The sequence below is a fragment of the Blastocatellia bacterium genome, from assembly GCA_025054955.1.
In the GTDB taxonomy this organism is placed as follows: domain Bacteria; phylum Acidobacteriota; class Blastocatellia; order HR10; family J050; genus JANWZE01.
In genome coordinates, this window is the sequence record JANWZE010000118.1 from 1 (window position 1) to 22511 (window position 22511).

Annotated in this window: 19 protein-coding genes; 7 read left to right on the forward strand and 12 right to left on the reverse strand. The window is 56.3% G+C overall.

Features of this window, described 5'->3' with window-relative positions; all coding sequences use genetic code 11:
• The coding region (locus tag NZ823_15100) for a hypothetical protein (protein MCS6806456.1) at positions 1-233 on the forward strand (233 nt) is incomplete at its 5' end.
• A 935-nt stretch (positions 234-1168) separates the two neighbouring features.
• Here NZ823_15100 and pruA read toward each other — a convergent pair.
• The 11 genes from pruA to NZ823_15155 form a co-directional block, all read right to left on the reverse strand.
• Positions 1169-2728, reverse strand: coding sequence for an L-glutamate gamma-semialdehyde dehydrogenase (pruA, locus tag NZ823_15105; GenBank protein MCS6806457.1), 1560 nt, complete (start codon positions 2726-2728; stop codon positions 1169-1171).
• A gap of 213 nt (positions 2729-2941) precedes the next feature.
• Positions 2942-3946 carry an L-histidine N(alpha)-methyltransferase gene (egtD, locus tag NZ823_15110; protein ID MCS6806458.1) on the reverse strand — a complete coding sequence of 335 codons (1005 nt, stop codon included), beginning with the start codon at positions 3944-3946 and terminating at the stop codon, positions 2942-2944.
• A gap of 123 nt (positions 3947-4069) precedes the next feature.
• On the reverse strand, positions 4070-5317 hold the full coding sequence (gene lhgO / locus NZ823_15115) for an L-2-hydroxyglutarate oxidase (protein ID MCS6806459.1): 1248 nt from the start codon (positions 5315-5317) through the stop codon (positions 4070-4072).
• 8 nt (positions 5318-5325) lie between these two features.
• Entirely contained in the window at positions 5326-6195 is an 870-nt protein-coding gene (locus tag NZ823_15120; GenBank protein MCS6806460.1) for a class A beta-lactamase-related serine hydrolase, read from the reverse strand.
• 10 nt (positions 6196-6205) lie between these two features.
• Positions 6206-8188 carry an SDR family oxidoreductase gene (locus tag NZ823_15125; protein ID MCS6806461.1) on the reverse strand — a complete coding sequence of 661 codons (1983 nt, stop codon included), beginning with the start codon at positions 8186-8188 and terminating at the stop codon, positions 6206-6208.
• A 41-nt stretch (positions 8189-8229) separates the two neighbouring features.
• Positions 8230-10416: a tetratricopeptide repeat protein gene (locus tag NZ823_15130; GenBank protein MCS6806462.1), complete on the reverse strand. Its 2187-nt coding sequence runs from the start codon at positions 10414-10416 to the stop codon at positions 8230-8232.
• Positions 10417-10453: 37 nt separating this feature from the next.
• Complete coding sequence (gene msrA, locus NZ823_15135) at positions 10454-10924, reverse strand: peptide-methionine (S)-S-oxide reductase MsrA (protein MCS6806463.1); 471 nt, start codon at positions 10922-10924, stop codon at positions 10454-10456.
• 227 nt (positions 10925-11151) lie between these two features.
• Positions 11152-11577, reverse strand: a complete 426-nt coding sequence (gene arfB, locus NZ823_15140) for an aminoacyl-tRNA hydrolase (protein ID MCS6806464.1) — start codon at positions 11575-11577, stop codon at positions 11152-11154.
• Positions 11578-11581: 4 nt separating this feature from the next.
• Positions 11582-12049, reverse strand: coding sequence for a TIGR03618 family F420-dependent PPOX class oxidoreductase (locus tag NZ823_15145; GenBank protein ID MCS6806465.1), 468 nt, complete (start codon positions 12047-12049; stop codon positions 11582-11584).
• 23 nt (positions 12050-12072) lie between these two features.
• Positions 12073-12897 carry a glutaminyl-peptide cyclotransferase gene (locus NZ823_15150; GenBank protein ID MCS6806466.1) on the reverse strand — a complete coding sequence of 275 codons (825 nt, stop codon included), beginning with the start codon at positions 12895-12897 and terminating at the stop codon, positions 12073-12075.
• A gap of 83 nt (positions 12898-12980) precedes the next feature.
• On the reverse strand, positions 12981-13637 hold the full coding sequence (locus NZ823_15155; GenBank protein ID MCS6806467.1) for a peroxiredoxin: 657 nt from the start codon (positions 13635-13637) through the stop codon (positions 12981-12983).
• 326 nt (positions 13638-13963) lie between these two features.
• On the opposite strand from NZ823_15155, the gene NZ823_15160 reads away from it, so the two are divergent.
• The 6 genes from NZ823_15160 to NZ823_15185 all read left to right on the forward strand — a co-directional run bounded on the left by NZ823_15160 (position 13964) and on the right by NZ823_15185 (position 18955).
• On the forward strand, positions 13964-14641 hold the full coding sequence (locus tag NZ823_15160; protein ID MCS6806468.1) for a hypothetical protein: 678 nt from the start codon (positions 13964-13966) through the stop codon (positions 14639-14641).
• A complete protein-coding gene (locus tag NZ823_15165) occupies positions 14631-14837 on the forward strand; it encodes a DUF4351 domain-containing protein (GenBank protein ID MCS6806469.1) in 207 nt (68 codons plus the stop codon). Before NZ823_15160 ends, NZ823_15165 begins: the two co-directional genes overlap by 11 nt.
• Before the next feature lie 225 nt (positions 14838-15062).
• Positions 15063-16034, forward strand: a complete 972-nt coding sequence (locus NZ823_15170; GenBank protein MCS6806470.1) for a threonine/serine dehydratase — start codon at positions 15063-15065, stop codon at positions 16032-16034.
• Between the two features lie 453 nt (positions 16035-16487).
• Positions 16488-17315, forward strand: coding sequence for a sulfite exporter TauE/SafE family protein (locus NZ823_15175; GenBank protein ID MCS6806471.1), 828 nt, complete (start codon positions 16488-16490; stop codon positions 17313-17315).
• A 19-nt stretch (positions 17316-17334) separates the two neighbouring features.
• Positions 17335-17652, forward strand: coding sequence for a DUF1634 domain-containing protein (locus tag NZ823_15180; GenBank protein MCS6806472.1), 318 nt, complete (start codon positions 17335-17337; stop codon positions 17650-17652).
• Positions 17653-17917: 265 nt separating this feature from the next.
• The gene (locus NZ823_15185) at positions 17918-18955 is read left to right on the forward strand and encodes an NDP-sugar synthase (GenBank protein MCS6806473.1); all 1038 of its coding nucleotides are present in this window, start codon (positions 17918-17920) and stop codon (positions 18953-18955) included.
• An 18-nt stretch (positions 18956-18973) separates the two neighbouring features.
• Here the strand turns inward: NZ823_15185 and dnaE are convergent, their stop codons facing one another.
• Complete coding sequence (gene dnaE, locus NZ823_15190) at positions 18974-22462, reverse strand: DNA polymerase III subunit alpha (protein MCS6806474.1); 3489 nt, start codon at positions 22460-22462, stop codon at positions 18974-18976.
• Positions 22463-22511: the final 49 nt, after the last annotated feature.

A 22511-nucleotide genomic window follows, 5' to 3' on the forward strand; every position in this document is an offset into this window, starting at 1 on the left:
CGTTCGTGGCGTGCGCTGGGCATAAGGGTGATTCCTCGGAAAACGTCCAAGCTCAGCGTGCGCCGGAGGCGCAAACAGCAGGTCGCCAGACGTGCAACGTCTGGAACAGCCGATCGAACCAGAGTGGCGCGTTGGAGACGCACCAAGAGCCGGGTGTTCGCGGCGAGTGTTTCATTTGCATCAACGACCCGATGGGAGCACTGCTGGCGCCTCTCCAAGGCGCGAGGGATTAGGGGATGACGGCTCCCAGACGTTTCACGTCATGCTACCCTCTGGCAGCGTCTACCGACGCCGCGTCCCACGATCGCTCCTTCGAAAATAACCACTTTCATACTTCGTAGTGTGCGCGGAGCTCACGGACGATTCCTGTGAAAGTACTCCACGAGACACTCGAAGCTCACGAAAGAATTGTCTTTCCATCCTTCATGGTGAAGGTGTAGTAATGGGCCATTGGTCGTTATTCCAACTCGGAGCGTAAACGCGCCACAGCATGGCCGCCTGAAGCTGGCGCAAGCAAATTCCTACGCTCGTGAACTCAGCGGAATCGCGTAAACGCGCCGCAGCGCAGCCGCCTGAATGTAGCTCAGTGTTTCAACGCCGAGAACATTCCATCGGCCCCTCTCCCCACGTCGCCTCAGACGGTGTGGTCTGGCCTGGCATTTCAAAATCGTCGCTGGGGGACGAGCCAGGCGAGGCATGGGAATCGGTTCCGGGCTTCGAAAAGCCAATGGGATTAAGTGAAGCCAAGAGGCTCACGACCGCCTTTGGAGTGCTGCGACCTGTCGCAGCTTTGGCCGGAAAGCGGTGACACGTCACTGCACTCCAAAAACCGTGCTCACTCTACGCCCTTGGCTCTGAAAAGCGCCGGCTAAACTCAATAGTCCCTGATGCGGCCGGCTCCACATTGGCGATTTGTGTGACACTGGCGCTGGGTTGTCGGGGCGTCTCTTGGCGTATGCTCCCGTTGACACCACCGCGCGCAGCGGTATTTGAATTGAGTCTTTCAAGCCAGAGACCAACGTTTTACACGTCAGGCACATTGCCTGAGCGACAAGTGAACTGATCCTGAATGTGGATCGCGGATGGAGAAAATGCGCACTGAGAAGCAGCCACCGGCAACTTCACGTAGCGCTCTCAGAGGCAATGATAGTAGCGGCCGGGGCTGCTCTCAGTACTTTTCTGCAACCGACTTGGCCTGCAAAAACAGCAACAGATAATCGCGTCCGCCGGCTTTGGAGTCTGTCCCTGACATGTTGAAGCCGCCAAATGGGTGCACGTCCACGAGCGCGCCGGTGCACTTGCGGTTCAAATAGAGATTGCCGACGTGAAATTCCTGCCGCGCGCGTTCAAGGTGCTTTCGCTCACGTGAGTAGAGCGAGCCGGTCAAGCCGAACTTCGTGTTGTTGGCAATGGCCAAGGCCTGATCAAAATCGGCGGCCCGCAAGCACGCCAGCACAGGCCCAAAAATTTCTTCCTGAGCGATCCGGGCCATCGGGTCTACATCGCCGAAGATGGTTGGCGCGATGAAGTAGCCATTGCCGAGTTCTTGCAATGCATGGCCGCCGGTGAGGGTCTTGCCTTCCTTCTTGCCGATGTCAATATAGTCGAGAATGGATTGATACGCCGATCGGCTGGCCACCGGTCCCATATACGTCTCTTGGTTCTTAGCCGGGCCGACGATCAACTTTTGCGCGCGCTCGACGAGGCGTTCGATGACCTGGTCATAGACATCCTGAACCATGACAGCACGCGAGCAGGCCGAGCATTTCTGCCCTGCGAATCCGTAAGCAGAGGCCACAATGCCTTCAGCCGCGGCATCCAGGTCAGCCGAGCTATCAACAACGATGGTATCTTTTCCGCCCATCTCGGCCACGACGCGCTTGATCCAAATTTGTCCGGGTGATGTTCTGGCAGCCAGCTCGTTGATCCGCAAGCCGACTTCCATTGAGCCGGTGAACGCGATGAACCGCGTCTTGGGATGGAGCACCAGCGAATCGCCGACGACACTGCCGCTGCCGGGTAGGAAATTGATAACGCCGGGCGGCAACGAGACTTCTTCCATCAACTCGACGAACTTCGCGGCAATGATCGGCGTGTCGCTCGATGGTTTCAGCACGACGGTGTTGCCGGCAACAATCGCGGCTGTGGTCATGCCGACGAGAATCGCCAATGGGAAATTCCACGGCGGGATCACCACGCCAACGCCAAGCGGGATGTAGAACCATTCATTATGCTCGTCCTTGAGCGGCGACGGTGTAGCCGGTTTTGGCTCGGCATAGCGCAGGGCTTCGCGCCCGTAGAACTCCATGAAGTCAATGGCCTCGGCCACATCGGCATCGGCTTCGGCCCAAGGTTTACCAATTTCATGAACCATCCACGCGGCAAATTCCAATTTGCGCCGGCGCATGACGGCGGCAGCGTTGAACAAATAACGCGCGCGGTGCTCGGCTGGCATGCGGCTCCATGAGGCAAAGGCTTTCCAAGCCTCGTCCATCGCTTTGTCCACCAATTCAGCATTGGCGCGATGAACGGAGCCGACTACTTCATCATAGTTCGAGGGATTGAGCGAATGCAGCAGGTCGCCGGTTTCGTATCGCTTGCCGCCGATGATCAGTGGATACTGGCGACCAAATTGGCGTTCGACAGATGCTAACGCCTGCCGCATGGCCGCAGCATTGGCTTCATTGGTGAAATCCAGATAGGGTTCATTCTTGAATGGCGGAACCATAGTTCACTCCTCCTCAAGGTAACGGTACTTCAACCGATGAGCGGAATGTGTACCACATCAGCCGGGCAAACTCAATGCAGCCGGAGCGCGCACGATGGGTCTCCCACTGCGCGTTTGCGATTCGATGAGCCGTAAGTTGACCAGCCGCTGAGCACGCCATTGCAGGAGACGCTGAAGACCTCGCATCGGCGATTCCAGTATCAGCCGGCTGGATCAGGCGGCGTTCGCTGGAGCGGCCGGCGCGAACATGTTCTCGCTGAATTGTTGCTGCGTATCCAGCCACTGTCCTTCCAGTCGCAGTCCGGCAGCCTCGGCCAACCTCTCGATCTCAGCAAACGAATACTTGTAGGAATTTTCTGTGTGGATCGCTTCGCCGGCGCTGAAACACACGGTTAATCCCAGGCGGTCAATCAGCACCGTCTGCTCACGCACGCTCTCAAGGTACATTTGCACACATCCGGCCTGTTCGTCATAGGTCGCGCGATGACGAAACCCCTGCAAATCAAAATGGCCGCCCAATTCGCGGTTGATCCGCGCTAGCAGATTTAAGTTGAACTGCGCCGTCACGCCTTGTGCATCGTCATAGGCAGCCTCCAGCACGGCGCGACTCTTGCGCAGATCAATGCCGACCAGCAGCCGATCCGATGGCATCATCCACCGGCGGATTTGCCGAAGAAACTCACTGGCGGCGGCTCGCTCGAAGTTGCCCACGTTCGATCCCAGCCATAGAATCAATCTTGGTCCTTCAATGACCGATGACAACTGCTGCAATCCATCCTGATATTCGGCGGCGATTGCCACGATCTGCAATGTGTCGTAATCACGCAGCAACGCGCGTGAGCTTTGTTCGAGCGCCGCGCGTGAAATGTCTACGGGCACGTAGCGCAATCTGCCCTGTCGTTGTAACAATGCTTCGATCAGAACGCGTGTTTTACTGGCGCTGCCGCTGCCCAGTTCGACCAGCGTCAAATTCGGTGGGCAGGTCGCTAGAATCTCCGTTGTCCGCGTCAGCAAAATCTCCTGCTCAGCACGTGTCAGGTAGTACTCCGGCAATCGGCAAATCGCCTCAAACAGGTGTGATCCGTCTGCATCGTAGAAATAGCGGCAGTCAAGCCGCTTTGGACTCGCCGACAGCCCGGCTGACACATCGCGAGCGAACGCCGCTAGCTGATCGCTCAGCTCGCCGCCCATCAGTAGGAAGCGTTCATGTGTTGTCATCGTATGTAGGCCCTCGATCCTCAACTATAGAATGCAGCACAGGAGTCAGCAGAAAGCGTTCATGAGTTGTCACCGTATGTAGAGCGCCTCCTGTTCAGGTCAATGGCTTGGCAGAGTCGGTCATTAGCCATAGCCTGTGCGAGCCTCACCACCGCGCCAGGTGGGCAGAGCAAATCGTTTGATCGCCATCGTGGCAATGGTCTGGCCAATGCTGAGCGACGCCGTCGCCGCCGGTGATGGCGCGTTCACGACGTGGATCATGTGTTCAGCTTCAATGATGCGGAAATCATCAATCAACTGGCCAGTCGGATCAACGGCTTGCGCTCGCACGCCGGCTCCTGCCGGTTGAATGTCGTCAGGCTGCAACGTTGGGACCAATCGCTGCAACGCTCTCACGAACGCGCGTCGGCTCAACGAGCGATAATACTCGCCAAGCCCTACACTGCCGTACCGCCGCGCCATTCGCCAAAATCCACCGTATGAGATCATGCTCAGCGTGTCTCTGAGCGAAAAGCTGGTTCGTTGATACCCTTCTCGCTTGAACGCTAAGACCGCATTTGGCCCCACCTCCACACGCCCGTCAATCGTTCGTGTGAAATGTACACCGAGAAACGGCAGCCGCGGATCAGGCACTGGATAGATCAGATTCTTCACCAGACGGCGTCGTTCTGGAATCAGCTCATAATACTCACCGCGGAACGGAATGATCCGCAAGCGTGGATGCATGCCGCACATTCGCGCCACGCGATCCGATTGTAAGCCAGCGCAACCGATCAAGTAACGGCACTGCACGTCTCCAGTGGTGGTGTTCAGTATCAACGCTTCGGTTCGCCGCTGGACACTCACGACGCGGGCTTGCGTGCGAATCTCTGCGCCGGCTTCCTGCGCCCGCCTGGCCATTGCTTCTGCCACATCTGCGTAGTTGACAATCCCCGTCTGAGGGACAAACAGTCCGGCGATGCCTGAGACATGCGGCTCGTATTCAGCAAGCTGCTCGGCTGTCAACTGTCGGATGCCTTGCAGCCCGTTAGCCGCGCCGCGTCGGGCCAATTCGTCCAACACGGCGCGCTCGGTCTCATTCACTGCGACAACCAACTTACCGCATTGTTCGTGGGCAATGCCATGCTCCCGACAGAAGCGATACATCGCTTCGCGGCCTTCCGTGCAGTGGCGTGCCTTGAGCGAGCCGGGCTTGTAATATAAACCGGAATGAATCACGCCGCTGTTGTGTCCGCTCTGGTGAGCTGCCAGTCGCGCCTCAGCCTCCAGCACAATCAGCGACAATCGCGCGCGCGCCGTCAGCGCCATCGCCGTGGCCAAGCCAACGATCCCGCCGCCAATGACGGCCACGTCATATCGTTTCAACTCCATGATGCCTACTACTGGGTGGCCTGATAGACTAGCTCCGTAATCTTGGCCATGAGCGCGGCGCTGACATCCTCTTTCTCGATGCCGCGCACTAGAATGACTAAGACGAACGGCCGCTTGGCGTACACAATGGCGGCGTCGTGATGGATGCGCGTGATCGAGCCTGTTTTGTGAGCCACGGGCGTGCCGGGCGGCAAACCGGCTGGGATCGCTTCGTTGAACTTTTGTCGCTTGAGAATCTCCACCATGCGGCGACTCGATTTGCGATCAACGGCTTGACCCTTGGCCAGGCTCTCCATCAAGCGCAGCAAGCCGCGCGCGGTCGTCGTGTTGTTGAGTCCCTTTTCAAAGGCTTTACTGTCCTCCACACCGCGCAAGATGTTCAAGCCCTCGGCGCCCAATGCAGCCACCGTGCGACGGATGTTGTCCACGCCCAATTTTTCGATCAGCAAATTGGTAGCAAGATTGCTGCTGACCGTAATCATGCGGTCGCATAATTGCTCCAGCGTCATCGCCTGACCAATCAAGCGATACGTTTCCTCATCCGAATCGCTCTTCATGTCGAGGTGATAGACGCTGCCATCCACGATGCTGTGGAATTGGTTTTTGACCGTCAACGGATCGTCTAATCGCAGCTTGCCGGCTCTAACCTGATTGAACAACTCGACCATCACAGCCACCTTCATGGTGCTGGCCGCGTGAAAGACTTTATCCGGCTCAATCATCAGTTCATCCTTGCCATCCAGCGTGCGAGCTGCGACGGCCACTTCAGCGCCACTCGTGCCGATCAGTTGCTCAATTTGAGCGCGCGCGTCAGCCAAACGTGATGCAGTCTGCGTCGCCGTGGCCAGACACACGAGCAATGGAATGATCCTGATCATCGTGACCTCCTCACCAATGAATGCCCCGTGTCAGTTGGACAAAGGCGATCTGCTCAGGCGTTAATTCGATTTCGCCATCGGTTCGCCCTTGCGCCGCCGCTGATTCAGGGAACATACGGAACGCGGTGTTGAGAATGATATGTCCGACTTTCGGCGCAATCGCGTTGACCACTTGCGCAAAGATGCCCAGCCGGGTCGTGATCCGCACCGGCTTGTAGATGATCGCTTGAGCGACCATGTCAGCAGCTTCTTCAGGAGAAATGGCCGGCAGTCGGTCATAGAGCTTGGTCGGCGCAATCATCGGCGTTCTGACCAGTGGCATGTGAATCGTGGTAAAGCTGATGCCATTGTCGGCAAATTCGGACGCAGCGCAACGGGAAAAGGCATCCAGCGCGGCTTTCGAGGCGACGTAGGCAGAAAAGCGCGGCGGATTGGCCAGCACGCCAAGCGTCGAAATGTTGATGATATGCCCGCGATGCTGACGAACCATGCTGGGTAAAAAACCGAGAATCAGTCGGAGCGAGCCGAAATAATTGAGCTGCATCGTGCGCTGAAAGTCGTGAAAGCGATCATACGAAGCGGCAATGGCGCGACGAATCGAGCGCCCAGCGTTGTTAATCAGAATGTCCACGCTGCCGTGCTCCTGCAGCACACGATTGATCATCACATCGCAGGCGGCCAGGTCGGTCAGGTCACATGGATAGACGAACGCCGTGCCTCCGCGGGCTTCAATCAGTTGTTTCGTCTCGAGCAGTTTATCTTCGCTGCGCGCCACCAGAATGACGCGGGCGCCCGCTTCGCCTAATTTCAGCGCCGTGGCGCGGCCAATGCCCGAAGACGCGCCGGTGACCACGACGACGCGATCGCGCACCTGACCACTCAGGCTGCGGTCAATGAACAGGTCAGGGTCAAGATGTCGTTCCCAGTAATCCCACAGCCGATGGGCATAACTCTCCAGCGGCGGCGCGACGAGCCCTGTGCCGCGCAGCGCGCGGTCAGCTTCGCGGCTATCGAATCGCGTCGGGTAGTTCAGATAGCGAAGTATCTGGCGCGGAATGCCCAAGTCTGAAAGCACCTGCTGCGTGATCCGGCGCACCGGCGCCAGCGACCCCAACCCATCAATCACCGCCGACGGAATGAAACTGAACATGCGCGCATTCACCCGCAACGTCATCTGCGGCGCATGGGCAGCCCGCGCAAACACGTTCAGGACTTCGCCAACGCGCAGCGGATGATGATCCACCAGATGAAAACATTTGCCATCTTCGCCGCGCTTGTGCGCAATGTGATCAATCGCGCCAGCGACGAAATCCACCGGCACGATGTTGATTCGGCCGCCTTCAATGCCAATCATCGGCATCCACGCTGGCAGCAACGCGCGCAGCTTTTGAATCAGCTTGAAGAAGTAGTACGGCCCATCAATTTTATCCATCTCGCCGGTTTGCGAGTGGCCGACGACCATGCCGGGCCGATAAATTCGCCAAGGCCGCTTCAAAGTTTGCCGCACCAGCTTCTCGCTCTCGTGTTTGGTGCGGAAATAGGGATGATCTAGGCCCTCGGCTTCTTCAAACATGTCTTCGCGGAACACGCCTTCATAGAGTCCGGCCACAGCAATCGAGCTGATATGATGGAAGCACCCCACCTGGAGGGCTTCGGCCAGTTCAATGGCGTGGCGTGTGCCCTCAACGTTGGCAACACGTTGACGCTCGGCGTCAGCAGCGAAATCATACACAGCAGCCAGATGAAACATGTGTTTGATCTTGCCGCGCAGCTTGTTGATTTGGGCTTGCGAAAGGCCAAGGTGGGGTTTCTCCAAATCGCCGATGATGGCCACAACGCGGCGACGATCAACACCCCAGCGCCGACGCAATCCATCCAACTTATCAAGCGACTGCTGCCGCACCAGTGCGTAGACCGTGCCGTTGCGCTCCAGTAACCGTTGCACCAGATGCCGCCCGATGAACCCCGTTGCGCCGGTAATGAAATAGCTCATGCACGAATCCTCCTGTGATCTGGAAAGCTTGGTCATCCTCCTTATGGTAGTTTGGCCAGACGTTCGCGGGCCACCCTGGTATGAGCGTCTTCCGGCGCCAGTTCGACCGCTTTCTGGAACGCAGCTTTCGCCTGCTCGATCTGCCCCAACGCTTCATAGCAAAGTCCTAAGTTCGTGTAGGCCAGCCGATGCTGCGGCTGCATGCGAACCAACTGCGTGAGCGCGTTGATTGCTTCCTGATGGCGATTTGTTTTCAGATACACATCACCAAGCGCATAGAGCAGGACCGGATGACCGGGCGCGTACTGCTGGGCGATCCGTAACTGCTCCAACGCTTCTGCATACTTGCCCTGCTTGGTCAACAAAATACCCAAATTGATGCGCGGCTCCGGATAGGACGGCCTGACCCGTAACGCCTCGGCGTAAGTTGCTGCGGCCTGCTCCAGCTTGCCCTGATGGTCGTAGACCCACGCTAGGTTATACCACGCCTCCGCTTTCATTGGCGCGATCTCAATCGCCCGGCGCAGCGGCGCCTCAGCTTCAGCCAGTCGGTTCAGCTCGGTGTACGTCACGCCGAGGTTGTAATAGGTATCAACATGAATGGCGCCGGCCTTGATCGCTTTCTGGTAATGCTCAATAGCCTCCGCATATTTCCCTTGCTGGCGGTAGATGTTGGCCAAATTGCTGTGCGCGTCGTAATAGTTCGGATCATACTGGACGGCTCGGCGGTAGGCTTGCTCAGCTTCGGCCAGTTGATTCTGCTCCTGGTAGTGCGCGCCAAGATAGTTGTGCAGGAAGGGACGCTGCGGCGCCCATTGCAACGCGCGATTGGCCATGACGAAACCGTTCTGCCAAAAGCCGTTTTGATAGACCGTGAGCAGAAACAAGACCGAGGCCGTGACAACTGTTGGCATGATGGTAGCCTGCTTGCGACGCACGCTCAGATACTCGTTCAATCGCCCCAAGGCCAGCGCCATCAGCAGGCAAAATCCTATGGATGGCACGTAGAGATACCGATCATGCAGAAGCGACTCTTGCGGATTAAACGTCTTGAGATTGAGCACCGGCAGCAAAAACAACACGAGCAATGCAAGCGAGCGAAGTCCTATCGGCGACGCGCGTAGCAACCAGATGGCGCCGGCCAACAGCGCCAGCACGCCGAGCGCAGCGCCCCAGAATCGTGGGTCTGTCGCCGACGTGACATACGAATGATCGTAGATCACAGCGAGCGGGTACGGCACGAGCAGCAAGCGAGCATAGGCGAGCAGAATCGAAGGAATGGTCAACAGCACATGCGCGTTTGAAATGCCAATCGCCTTCGGCTCCGGCTTGCTGATGAATCCCAACACAGCGTAGCGCGCTAGCAGGTAGATGATGGTCACGGCCAGAACCGGCGCGGCTCGTTTCAAGGCTCGCGTCACTGCGGCCACCGATGATTCACCGGCCGCTTTGTCGAGCCATTCGCGCACAGCCAGAAAGACTGGCAGCACAATCGCCACTTCCTTGCTGAGCATGGCCAGCAAGGCAAACAACAAGCTCAATCCGAGCTGGTGCCAATGGCTCTTCCCGCCGTGATAATAACGCTCATGAAACAACACGGCGGGCAAGATGAACAGAGCAGCCAGCGGGTCTGGCAATCCGGAAATCCACGCGACCGATTCGCTATGCGTCGGATGCACACCGAACAGCAACGCCGCCGCAAAGGCCGCTTGGCGCGCCAGCCCCCACTGCCGCGCCAGCACGTAGACCATCAGCGTGACCAGCAGGTGTATGAGCAACGAAACGAAGTGCCAGCCAAATGTGCTCTCCGTGCCGAACAGATTGTAATTGATCGCAAGCACGACATTGAACAACGGCCGATAGTAAAGCCCCACGGCTTCCTCCGACGCGAGATTCATGAACTGCCAGACGCTCTGGGCAAACATCTCCGGCAGGTTATCAAGGGACCGGATCATTTGGTTTCTGAGAACCTGGAACCGATCATCGTAAACAAACTCTCCATCCAGCGCATTCAGGTAAGCCAAGCATGTCACACCGAGCACAATGGCCATCGTTCGCCATTCATGTCGCACTAACGGCAGCAACCCAGAGCCGCTGGCCGGTCGGCCCTGTTCGGAAGATGACGAACGAGCGGCAGATGCTGTCTTGGTCGGCCGGTTGCCCAGGGCGGCAGCACTTCCGGTCTGTTTGCCGACAGATTGTTTTTTGCTTTTCTGTGCAGACGCCATTAGTAAAGCTCTTGCATAATTGACGCTCCCCCGCCGGCTATATCGCGCAATGCGTGATGCCGCGCTTCTCGAAGTATTGTTGATGGTATTCTTCAGCGCGATAGAACGTAGTGGCCGGCACGATCTCGGTCACGATTGGTCGGCGAAAACGGCCGCTGTTTTGCTGCTGCTCTTTCGAGGCGCGCGCGGCGGCTTCCTGCTCCGGCGAGTGAAAAAAGATCGCAGACCGGTACTGAGTGCCCACATCGGGCCCTTGTCGGTTCAACGTAGTTGGGTCATGAATGCTCCAGAAGACTTCCAGCAGTTGCTCGTAGCTGACCTGCGTCGGATCAAATTCGATTTCAACGGCCTCGGCATGTCCGGTTCGGTCAGTGCACACGTCCTCGTACGTTGGATTGGGAAACGTGCCTCCCGTGTAGCCGACCTGCGTGGAGATCACGCCTTTGATCCTGCGAAACGCATCCTCCACGCCCCAGAAACAGCCAGCGGCAAATGTAGCTTTGGCCATATCGTTTGCCCCTCCTTTGGTGAAAATTCAACGATGGATTTTATCACACACTTTCCAGGCAGATTTCAAGCACAAACACGACAGTCCGTGATGTAACGATCGTAGCGGCCGCCTCAGTTGTTGGGATGTGGTTGGTATCATGCTTGGCGCGACATGCGAGGATTGTTGATGCCGGCGCCGGTCTATCGTCGCTGGGATGTGCATAGCATCATGCCTGGCGTGACGGCTCAATCCTCCAGTCGAACGACCGATTGTCGCAGCCGCTTGGTCTGACTACGGTGACGCTTAGATTCCAACCGACGTTGCTGAGAGGTCAATGTCGGCTTGGTTGGGCGACGCGCCTTGGGCTTCTCGGCGGCTTGCCGAATCAAGTGAACAAGTCGGCTGATCGCATCCTCGCGGTTCTGTTCCTGCGTGCGGAACCGTCGGGCATCAATCAACAGCACGCCATCTGCGGTCAGCCGCTTGCCGGCCAGTCGCATCAGTCGCTGCCGCACATCGTCGGGTAGTGAAGGGGAACGGCGCACATCGAAGCGAAGCTGCACAGCGGTAGCCACTTTGTTGACATTCTGTCCGCCCGGCCCGGATGAGCGGACAAAATCCATCTGCAGTTCGCGCTCGTTAATGGTGATGGATCGTGTCACAGCAATCATGATCTCAATCTGCCGCCGAGAGCGCGGCCAGTTTGCGATGATCCCACGAGATGACGCGCTCTACGTCAATCCGAACGACGACCCGCTTGCGGCCCATCTGTTCGATCACCGGACGCACAGCTTCGCCGGATTGACCGTAGTACCGCTCAAAGACACTTTCACCGACCTTGATGACGATGGCTTGGTCTTCCAGGATTGTTCCTCGGCCGATCAGCATGGCGCCGCGCAGTTGCTCATAGGTTTCGCCTTCTTCGACAAGACAGGTTATGCGATTGTCGCGTTGCAGATTGCGGATTTTTTGTGATTTTTTGTATGTCCAAAATGCTGGGGCGCCGTCCAGAAATCCATACCACATGGCGACCAGATGCGGCTGGCCGTCTTTGCCAATGGTGGCCACGCTCATCGTATGTCGTCCTTGCAAGAACGCAGCCACTTCATCGTCGGTCATACGAATTTGCTTGCGCACAGACATAGCCGTTGTTCCGTCTCATCGTCTCATGGCTTTGGCACGACTTCAATCTCGAAGACCTTGGGCCAGAGTTTGCCGGTCACGAACAGCCGGTCTTTCTCAGCGTCATAAGCAATGCCGTTGAGAATATCTGCGCCCTGGCTGATCTCCTCAGGCGTCAACAACCCAGACAGATCAATCCAACTGAGCACCTGACCCGTTTCCGGCGAAATCCGCGCAATCCGGTCCGGTGGAAAGCCCGACCCATACCAGAGGTTGGCGTAGATCTCGCCCTTGATGTACTCCAGTTCGTTCAGGGTGGGAACCGGTTTGTCTCCCTCGCGGACTTGAAGCCGGCCAATGCGCTGGAAAGTCTCAGGATGGAGAAAATAAAGAACCGAACTTCCATCGCTCATGATGAGGCGTCGCCCGTCGTGTGTGATGCCCCATCCTTCCGTCGTGTAGGAGAACTCGCGGAGTTGGGTGAACGTCTCCTTGTCATAGACGAATCCCACGCGGTTGAGCCAGGTTAATTGAATCAACTGATTCCGCCAGAGCGTGAGCCCTTCGCCGAAGTACTGATCGGCAAGCTGCCGGATTTGCAGCACCCGTCCCGTCTCAACTTCCACCTTGCGCAACGACGAGCGGCCGTTCAAGCCGGTGCTCTCGTAGAAAAAACCGCTATCGTAAATCAGCCCTTGCGTGAACGCCTGCTTGTCGTGTGGATACGTGTTGATGATCTTGTATCCATAAACCGGTGGCTGCGCCACACGAGCGGCGACCTCCGTCGGTTGATTGAACCAGTTGGTGAAAAACAGCGCCCCGACCACGACAGCCACCTGGCCAACAAGCATCACCAGCATTCGATTCATATCCCTCATCCTCGTCGTGATGTTCCAGGCCAAAGGACAGCTCGACAACTTGCCGGCTGCCTCTGGCCTGACGTCCGAGTCTTTCACCCGACAGCCTTCTTGGAGAAGTACCAATCGGTCACTTTGTACTCAGGATTGTTGACCCGCGCTTCGGCATCTTGCATCGTGACCGGGGGCGGCACAATGACCTCTTGCCCCGGTGTCCAGTTGGCCGGACAAGCGACACCGTATTTGTCAACCGTTTGCAGCGCATCCACCACGCGGGTGATTTCATCGAAGTTGCGCCCTACGTTGAGCGGATAGTAAATCATCGCCCGCAAGGTACGCTTCGGATCAATGAAGAACACGCAGCGAACGGTCGCCGTTACGGCGCTCGGCTCATGGACCATGCCATACAACCGCGACACTTTCTGATCCAGGTCAGCAATCACCGGAAATTGAATCTTCACGTTGAAGTGTTGTTCGATGTTACGCACCCACGCGATATGACTGTAGACGCTGTCTATCGAACAGCCCAATAGGGCGACATTCTTGGCTCGCAGATCGTCATATCGCTTGGCAAACTCAACAAACTCGGTGGTACAAACCGGCGTGAAATCCGCCGGGTGCGAGAACAAGATCACCCACTTATCCTTTTCCCATTCTGACAGCCGAATCGGTCCGTGCGTGGTGGTGGCTTCAAAATCAGGCGCCGGACCGTTCAGCTCCAATCGTGGTCGTTCTGTTGTTTGGTCACTCATATATCCCTCCTAATGGTCTGACTTGCTCGGTTCATACATCACACAGCAGCGACCAGCCAATGAGACTTGAACTGGCCTCTACAGTGTGGTCCTCTCGTTCTTGAGGTCCTCAAGCTTAGCATTAAAGCGCACCGCAAACAAACCCTGGGTTGGACTGGACGGTACGGCCAATCCCGTGGCGTTGCCACCGGCTATTGAATTCGTCCCCTTCGGTGACTCCTTCTACCAAGGCTTTATCAATCCTCGTGGTGTCCAGACAAACATGGGCGATTCTCCTGTTGTCCTGAGAGAATGTGAGCGAGTAGAATCAAGCCGGTGCTAAGTCCATGAGCAAACCGTATGATCAATCATTCAAACTGTTGGCGGAGCGCTACGGGCGGGAATTGCTCTTGTGGCTTGGCAAGATTGCTCCTGAAGACCGCGTGCTCCCATTGGAACGCGAAGTGGGGCTACCTGCCTTGTTTGTGGACCAGCTCTACGAAGTTCAGCACGACGTACAACGCTTCTTAGTCCACTTGGAATCGCAGACTCGCTACAAGGGTGATGCGCCGGAGCGGATGCTGTGGTACGCCGTGCCGCTGTATGAGAAATACAGGCTGCCAGTCCACAGTGTGCTGTTGGTATTAACGCCGCACGACGCACCAGAAACCATCCCCGACCATTTTCAGTTGGTGGCCGGTGGGTTGCGGCTGGAGGTTCGCTTCACAACGGCGAAGTTATGGCAGATGGATTACCGCGAAGTGCTTGCACGCGGTTGGACAGGGTTACTGGCCCTGGTGCCACTGATGAACGTGGCCATCGAGGAAGCGCCGGAGGTCTTACGGCAGTGCCTGGCGCAGGCGGCGCAGGTAGCGGATGAAAACATTCCGGCGCGAGTTATTCACCCGTCTGATTGTGCTGGGTGGCTTGCGATTCTCTTGGGAGCAATTATTGATTGGGAGGGAAGGTATGTTTATTCCACCGGAAAAATTACGGGATTCCAGCATCGTTCAAATGTGGATTGAAGAAGGCATGCAACAAGGCATGATCCAAGGGCTACGAAACGCGCTACTGGCCCACATTCGTGAGCGATTTTCGGACGTCCCGGCGGCAGTCGAAACCCGCATACGCCAGATCAATGATGTAGAGCGACTCAATCAGCTTCTGCTCGATGTTGATGAGTTCTCGGATGCCGAGGAACTGGAGCGCCAGTTGAATTGAGCTATGAAGAGCGCCTCCGGGAGTTTGGGAATCGCTCACGAGCCAAGCTCGCCACGAACAATGGAACAATTCTTTCGCGTGGTTGGCGTGTTTCGTGTTTTTTCGGAGAGGAAGGACTTTGTGTGAGTCCTTGAAATCTGTGGCTATCTTCAGACCGGTGGAATCTGTGGTTATTTCGAGCTATTTTTGGCCTGCGCAATCTAGGGCGATTTCTCGAAGAAGAACATGACAGCATTGGTCACGCTCGATCAAATCAAAACGGCAGCGCACGCCATCAAGCCGTACGTCTACGAGACGCCGCTGGTGCCGGCGCAAGAGCTCTCCCACCGCTGTGGCGGACGCGCCTTTCTCAAAGCAGAAAACCTGCAACTCACCGGCTCATTCAAGATTCGCGCGGCGATCAATTCCATATTGAATTTGCCGTCCAGGGAGATCAACGGCGTCATCGCGTCTTCATCAGGCAACTTCGCGCAGGCATTGGCCTACGCCGGCGCACAACACGGCATTCGCGTCACGATCGTCATGGAGCAACGCAGTTCGCCACTCAAAGTGAGTCAGACGCGGCAGTATGGCGCAGAGGTCGTCTTCTGTGAAAACAATTTCCTCAGCCGCGATCAGACCGTCGAGCGGCTAAAACACGAGCGGGGATTGGTCATGCTGCACCCTTACAACTTGCCGGCAGTCATTGCCGGCAATGGCTCGTGCGGCTTGGAAATCTTCACGCAATGTCCCGATGTGGATATGGTGCTTGTTCCGGTCAGCGGCGGTGGATTGATTTCGGGCATCGCGACGGCGCTGAAACACCTTCGCCCTTCTATCAACATCATCGGCGTACAAGCCGAAACATCAAACGCCGCTTACTTGTCTTTCCATCGTGGCCAAATTGTCACGCTGGAAGCGCCAACGACGATTGCCGACGGATTGCGTGCCAGCCCGAAAGAGATCACGTTTGCGCATATTCAAAAATATGTTGATGACTTCGTGCTTGTTTCCGATGATGAGATTCGACGCGCAGTCATCTTTTTGCTCGAACACAATAAGCTGTTGGTCGAACCTTCGGGGGCCGTTGGTGTAGCGGCGCTGCTGGCCGGCAAGCTGCCTGTCGAGGGTAAGACGGTGGTGTCTGTTCTCAGTGGCGGCAACATCTCGCTTGATGCCCTGCAAGCCCTCCGCGCGGAGATTGAAGCCGGCGCATGACGCCAAGCAAAATTCTATAACGAATGTCGCCACTGGCGGCGTTTTTGGTTTGGGCATTGCGTCTCTCTGATGACCAGCGCCAGCAAACCCACCCAGGTCTTTCAGCGCCAACTTCGTGCCGATTGTAGACTGCCGATTGCCCGCTGACAAAACTCAGAGCAACAAGCGCCCAAGGGCAATGGAGATGGCGTTTTCAAAGGCAAATGGTATCACTTGTCCTCGGCTGCCGCTCTCGGTTAGAGTGTGTTTCATGATGTCTGGCACACCAAGGTCTGGAGTGAGGGCCGTTCGTGGTAGGTTTCTGCACGGCGAGCTGCAGAGGGACGTGGCGCTGGCCATGCCCTTCCCAATGCCCAGGCTGCTGACGCACTCCTCATCTTGGTGCACTTCTCATAGAGGAGGATTTGTGGTGACCAGAAGACGTGGGTCGCGAGCCAGACAACGGAGGCTGCTTTGGAACTTGCGTTAAGCACGTTCTTGTGGATTGTGTTGGTCGGCATCGCAACCGGCGTGATGTCTGCCTTGCTCGGCGTGGGCGGCGGATTCTTCCTTGTGCCGCTGCTGGTCATTCTTTTCAAAATACCGATTCATTATGCGATTGGCGCCAGTTTGATTACCATCATTGCCACGTCGTGCGCTGTGTCAGCCTACAACATCAAACACCGGTTAGCCAACGTGCGTCTGGGCATCATGCTGGAATTGACGGCGACCTTTGGCGCGATTGCCGGCAGTCTGCTGGCCGGACGGCTCAGCCATCGAACATTGACGATCGTGTTCGCCGGCTTGATGGTCACGATCGCCATGTTAATGGTGCGCAAACTGCGCAGCGGCGAGAGCTCGATTGTGCCGATCAAGGACCCTGGCCCGCTGGGCGCATCTTATTACGACGAGGCCATCGGCTTTCGCGTCACCTATCGCGTCCAGCGGTTGCCGACAATGATGGTGGTCTTCTTTCTGGCAGGAAATCTATCGGGGCTACTAGGTATCGGCGGCGCGCTGATCAAAGTGCCGACGTTGAACTTGATCTGCAAAATCCCGACACGCGCAGCCGTCGCTACAGCCAATTTCACCGTTGGATTAACGGCGGTTGCTGCTGCGTTACTGTACCATGATCGTGGCGACATCCCTCCGTTGCTGGCGGCGGCGACGATTCTTGGCGCATTATCGGGTTCGACCCTGGGCACACGCTTAGCGGCCAAAGTACAAAGTCGGTGGATCAGCGCGGTCTTTACCATCTTGACGCTAGGGCTGGCCGTCCAGATGGTGTGGCATGTCCTATGACGGGAGAAGCGAATAACCTATGAGGCGAGCAGCAAGTTTTATTCTATTTTGGGGCGCTATCATTTCTGGGGTGCTGATCATGGGTGGCGCAGCATTGCACTTCATACGCGGCGCGCCGGCCATGACGGCCCGACAGGCGCCAATTAACGTCTGGCATGAACTGCCCTCAGGCAACGCGGAAGCGATCATCGAACTTGGCATCATGACGCTCCTCTTGACTCCGTTGATGTCGCTGTTTGTCATCGGCTTTCAACTGCTCCGTCTGCGTGACTGGGGCATTGGCAGTGTTGCAATGGCGATCCTGCTGATTGTGTTGGGCAGTTACTTGCTGCACTAATGCGAGTATGTTTACAGCGGTGACTGAGGCATCACACGCAGGCACGATCACACACAAATGCCTCGCACAAAGACACAGAGACACCAAGATTTCTTTGTGCTCTTTGTGTCTTTGTGTGAGTCAACAAAACATTTCAACGATTGAAAATTTTGCCGGCGCCACCGGCTCAACCCAGTACCAACGCCTACCACTCTTGCCGTTAAGAGAGCGCTGATGTTAGAGTACCGCTTACCTTTTTCATCTCGGATCAAAAGAGGACGACAATATGCAAGCTGTGATCTTGGCCGGAGGCAAAGGGACACGCTTACGTCCGCTGACCCTTCACACTCCAAAACCGATTGTGCCTGTGGTCAACCGACCGTTTCTGCTTTACCAGATGGACCTGCTCAAGCCGGCGGGCATCCGGTCGGTCATCCTCTGCCTCTCCTATCAGCCGCGAAAAATTGAGGAGCTGCTAGGCGACGGCAGCGAATTCGGCATGCACATTAGTTATCTGGTGGAAGCATTACCGCTCGGAACCGCCGGCGCGTTGAAGAATGCGCAGCAGCAGCTTGAGGGCACAACGGTCGTGTTCAACGGCGATATTCTGACCGATGTAGACATCGCTGACGTCATTAAACAACATCGCACGACCGGCGCCGCCGCGACCATCGTTGTCACGCCCATAGATAACCCGATTGGTCTGGGCGTAGTTGAAATGGCTGACGACCGACGCGTCACTCGCTTCGTGGAAAAACCGCAGCGCCAAGAGGTTCATAGCAATTTGATCAATGCTGGCATCTACGTGCTTCAGCCGTCGGTCCTCAAGCTGATCCCGGAACATCGCTCGTTTTCCTTTGAATACGATTTCTTTCCCAGTCTGCTGGAAGCCGGTGAACCGTTTTATGCATATCGGCATGATGGTTATTGGCTGGACATCGGCACACCGGAAGGCTATCGCAGGGGGAACTTGGACGTGTTGAATCAACGGCTCTCTACCTACGAAGTACAGTTTCCTCCAGCCGGAGAGAAGTTCGATCCAACATGCTCCGTTGAAAATTCCTATGTTGATCCCTCCTGTGTGATCAAACCACAAGCCCAGATCATCAACTCGATCATTGGCGCCAATTGTTTTATCGAGGAGAAAGCGCGGATTGAAAACTCTGTCATCTGGGCGGCCTCACGCATCGGCGCAGAGGCGCAGCTTCGCGGCTCCGTGGTTGGCAAAGGATGCCATATCGGGCAACTCGCCGTGATTGATGGCGCTGTGTTGGGAGATAAATCGGCAGTCACCGATTACAGTCAACTGGAGCAACGGCGTTGAGCCAGCGCCGATTTCGGCTTATCGAAGGATCACACGGCCTGAGCCACAAAGCAACTCGATTTGGCTAATCAATTCCGTTGTCGGTTTGACTTTGACCAAGCTGCTGGGTCGGACCTCAGCTACTGCCTGGCCGTTTAGTTCAACCTCAAACAGGACGTCACATTCGCCGCGGTAGCGGTCGAGCAATTCGTAGAGCGCCTCAATTTTCGCAGCGTCCATTGCGGCCGACGACATGCGCACGATCATCAACCGTGTCTGTTGTTCTTTGAATTGGCTCAACGGGACAATCTCCTCAGCAATTAAGCTTGTGTTGCCCTCCTGCACGTCAGGTCGGGCTTTGACGATGACCGTCGCTTCGGGCGCCAGCGCCGGGGCAACGCGGGCGTACACGTCAGGCCAGACGACCACTTTGACCGAGCCCAGTTGGTCTTCGAGGCTGAAGGTAGCGAAGCGGTCGCCTTTCTTGGTCGCTTTGAACGAGAGGTCGGTGACGATGCCGGCTATGGTGACGCGCGGCGCGTCACGTCGTTGATCGAGCGTTTCCGTGGTCGCATCGGTGTACGCTGCAATGTCAGCGGCGTACTGATCGAGGGGATGACTGGTGATATAGAAGCCGAGCGTCTCTTTTTCGCCGGCCAGTTGTTCGCTGTGCGACCAGGCCGGCATCGAGGGTAGCGCCGGCTCCAATGTAGCGCCCACGCTCGCGTCGGCGCTAAACAAGCCGAATTGCCCAGCCGCGCGCTGGCGTTGCACCCGTCCACCAAATTCGATGGCCTGATCAATCACCGCCATCAACTGCTGACGATGCGCGCCAAGCGAATCAAACGCGCCGGCTTTGATCAGGCTCTCCAGCACGCGCTTGTTCAGCACTTTTTGATCCACGCGAGCAGCAAAATCGAAGATCGAGCGGAATGGTCCGCCCTGCTGTCGCGCTTGAATGATTTGCTGAACGGTGGCTTGACCGACGCCCTTAATGGCAGCCAGCCCAAATCGAATCTCCTCACCATGCGGCGTGAAGCCTTCCAGACTCTTGTTCACATCGGGAGGCAAAATCCTAATCCCTTTGCCGCGCAGGCGGTTGATGTACTTGACGATTTTATCCCGGTTCCCCAGCTCATTGGACATGACGGCAGCATAAAAGTGGGACGGGTAATGGGCTTTGAGGTACGCCGTCTGATAGGCGAGCCAGCCGTAGCAGGCTGCGTGGCTCCGATTGAACGCATAATCGGCGAAGCCTTCAAAGCTGGTCCACAGTTTCTCCAGCTTGCGGCGATCGTGTCCTCTGGCGGCAGCTCGTTGGAGAAATGATTCCTTGTGCTTGTCCAGTTCTTCGCGTTTCTTCTTGCCCATAGCGCGGCGCACCAGGTCAGCTTCGCCCAGCGAGTAACCGGCCAGCCGCTGGAAGACGGCCATCAGTTGTTCTTGATAGGTCAGGATGCCGAACGTGCTGCCCATCACTTCCTTCAGTTCAGGAAAATCAAATTTCACTTTGCGACGTCCATGCCGGCGCTCAATGAATTCATCAATCAAGCCGCTATCAATCGGACCAGGGCGATATAAGGCGTTCAAGGCAATCAGGTCTTCCAGACTTTCCGGCCGCAGTTGACGACATACTTCCACCATGCCGGAGCTTTCAAACTGGAAGATGCCGTCACAATCGCCATCGGCAAACAGTTGCAGCGCCCGCGGGTCATTCAATGGGATTTGGTTCAAATCCACGCGCTGGCCTGTGTCGGCTTCGATCATCTTGAGGCAGTCATCAATGATCGTGAGCGTGGTCAGCCCCAGGAAATCCATCTTCAGCATCCCTGTCTTTTCAAGATCATTCAACGCGAACTGGGTTGTCACTTCATCTTTGGGAGATTTATAAACCGGCACTAAATTGTGGAGCGGTTGAGGCGAGATGACCACGCCGGCTGCATGAATCGAGGCGTGGCGGGCACAGCCTTCCAGTCGTTTGGCCAGATCAATCAGTTCGGCGACGGTTGGGTTGCTATCAATGGCCTTTTGCAGTTCAGGCACTCGCTTGATGGCTTCATCAATGCTGACGTTTCGTCCACGTTCAGGCGGCGGAATCAGCCTAGCGATTTTCTCCACGTCAGTATATTTCATGTCGAGCGCGCGACCAACGTCTTTGATCGCCGCGCGCGAGGCCATTCTGCCGAAGGTGATGATTTGCGAGACATTCTCTCGTCCATATTTTTCGCTGACATAATTGATGACCTCGGCGCGCCCGCGAGCGCAAAAATCAATGTCAATATCCGGCATGGTGACGCGCTCAGGATTCAAGAATCGCTCAAACAGCAACTCATATTGCAGCGGGTCCAGGTCGGTGATCTTCAAGCTATAGGCCACTAGCGAGCCGGCTGACGAACCACGGCCTGGTCCAACAGGAATTTGCTTCTCTCTGGCGTACCGGATCAAATCCCAAACGATCAGAAAATAGCCGGAGAAGCCCATTTGTTTGATGACGTTGATTTCATGATCAAGGCGGGCTTGATAGTCTTCGTAAGCGTACTTGCGATTCGGTTGATGCTGAAGCTGCTGCCATCGCTCAGCGAAGCCAGCGCGGGCGACCTTCTCGAAATAGCTCTCCGGCGTTTCACCATCCGGCACAGGGAAGACCGGCAGATAGCCAACACCGGGCGGCTTGGGCAACGTCAGGTTGCACATCTGAGCAATCTCGATCGTGGCCGTCAACGCCTGCGGCACGTCATGCCCAAACAGCTCCCACATTTCCTCCGCCGTCTTCAAGTAGAACTGGTCAGAATCAAAGCGAAATCGGTCGGGCACATTGATCGTGTCACCCGTTTGAATGCACAGCAAGATGTCATGAGCTTTATGATCGGCATGGCGCAAATAATGACAGTCATTGGTCGCCACCAATGGAATGCCGGTCTTCTTGGATAGCTCGATCATCGCCGCGACGACCGGCTCCTGACCCTCAACGCCGTGCCGTTGAATTTCGAGGTAGTAATTCCCCTTGCCAACAATGTCCTGAAATTCCATCGCCTCGTGGGCCGCTGCTTCGAATTTCCCTTGCAAGGCCAGCGCATTGGGCACACCCGACAAGCAACCTGACAGAACGATCAATCCTTCGTGGTACTGGGCCAGGAGCTCCTTATCCAGGCGCGGCTTGTAGTGGAACCCTTCGAGGTAGGCAAACGAACTCAATTTGACCAAATTCCTATAACCCGTTTCGTCTTTGGCCAGTAGGACAATGTGATGGATGCCCTGCTCGGTGCCTTTGCGATGACCGCTCACGACCGATTTAGCGAAGCGGCTGCCCAACGTCAGGTAGCCTTCCATGCCGATGATCGGCTTAACGCCAACCTCTTTCATCGCATGATAAAACGAGACAGCGCCGAACAAATTGCCATGATCGGTGATGGCCACAGCCGGCATCTTTAACTCAGCAACCCGTTGAGCCAGCGCCGGCACGCGAATCGCTCCATCTAGCAAACTGTAATCCGTGTGCAAGTGAAGATGAACAAACTGTTTTGACATGAACGTCGCCACCAGATATAGGCTTGGGCACTTGTTATAGCTCAAAATG

Excerpts from the sequence above, each read along its gene's own strand:
- pruA (MCS6806457.1), bottom strand. The coding sequence starts at position 2,728 with ATGGTTCCGCCATTCAAGAATGAACCCTATCTGGATTTCACCAATGAA.
- egtD (MCS6806458.1), bottom strand. The coding sequence starts at position 3,946 with ATGACAACACATGAACGCTTCCTACTGATGGGCGGCGAGCTGAGCGAT.
- lhgO (MCS6806459.1), bottom strand. The coding sequence starts at position 5,317 with ATGGAGTTGAAACGATATGACGTGGCCGTCATTGGCGGCGGGATCGTT.
- NZ823_15120 (MCS6806460.1), bottom strand. The coding sequence starts at position 6,195 with ATGATCAGGATCATTCCATTGCTCGTGTGTCTGGCCACGGCGACGCAG.
- NZ823_15125 (MCS6806461.1), bottom strand. The coding sequence starts at position 8,188 with ATGAGCTATTTCATTACCGGCGCAACGGGGTTCATCGGGCGGCATCTG.
- NZ823_15130 (MCS6806462.1), bottom strand. The coding sequence starts at position 10,416 with ATGGCGTCTGCACAGAAAAGCAAAAAACAATCTGTCGGCAAACAGACC.
- msrA (MCS6806463.1), bottom strand. The coding sequence starts at position 10,924 with ATGGCCAAAGCTACATTTGCCGCTGGCTGTTTCTGGGGCGTGGAGGAT.
- arfB (MCS6806464.1), bottom strand. The coding sequence starts at position 11,577 with ATGATTGCTGTGACACGATCCATCACCATTAACGAGCGCGAACTGCAG.
- NZ823_15145 (MCS6806465.1), bottom strand. The coding sequence starts at position 12,049 with ATGTCTGTGCGCAAGCAAATTCGTATGACCGACGATGAAGTGGCTGCG.
- NZ823_15150 (MCS6806466.1), bottom strand. The coding sequence starts at position 12,897 with ATGAATCGAATGCTGGTGATGCTTGTTGGCCAGGTGGCTGTCGTGGTC.
- NZ823_15155 (MCS6806467.1), bottom strand. The coding sequence starts at position 13,637 with ATGAGTGACCAAACAACAGAACGACCACGATTGGAGCTGAACGGTCCG.
- NZ823_15160 (MCS6806468.1), top strand. The coding sequence starts at position 13,964 with ATGAGCAAACCGTATGATCAATCATTCAAACTGTTGGCGGAGCGCTAC.
- NZ823_15165 (MCS6806469.1), top strand. The coding sequence starts at position 14,631 with ATGTGGATTGAAGAAGGCATGCAACAAGGCATGATCCAAGGGCTACGA.
- NZ823_15170 (MCS6806470.1), top strand. The coding sequence starts at position 15,063 with ATGACAGCATTGGTCACGCTCGATCAAATCAAAACGGCAGCGCACGCC.
- NZ823_15180 (MCS6806472.1), top strand. The coding sequence starts at position 17,335 with ATGAGGCGAGCAGCAAGTTTTATTCTATTTTGGGGCGCTATCATTTCT.
- NZ823_15185 (MCS6806473.1), top strand. The coding sequence starts at position 17,918 with ATGCAAGCTGTGATCTTGGCCGGAGGCAAAGGGACACGCTTACGTCCG.
- dnaE (MCS6806474.1), bottom strand. The coding sequence starts at position 22,462 with ATGTCAAAACAGTTTGTTCATCTTCACTTGCACACGGATTACAGTTTG.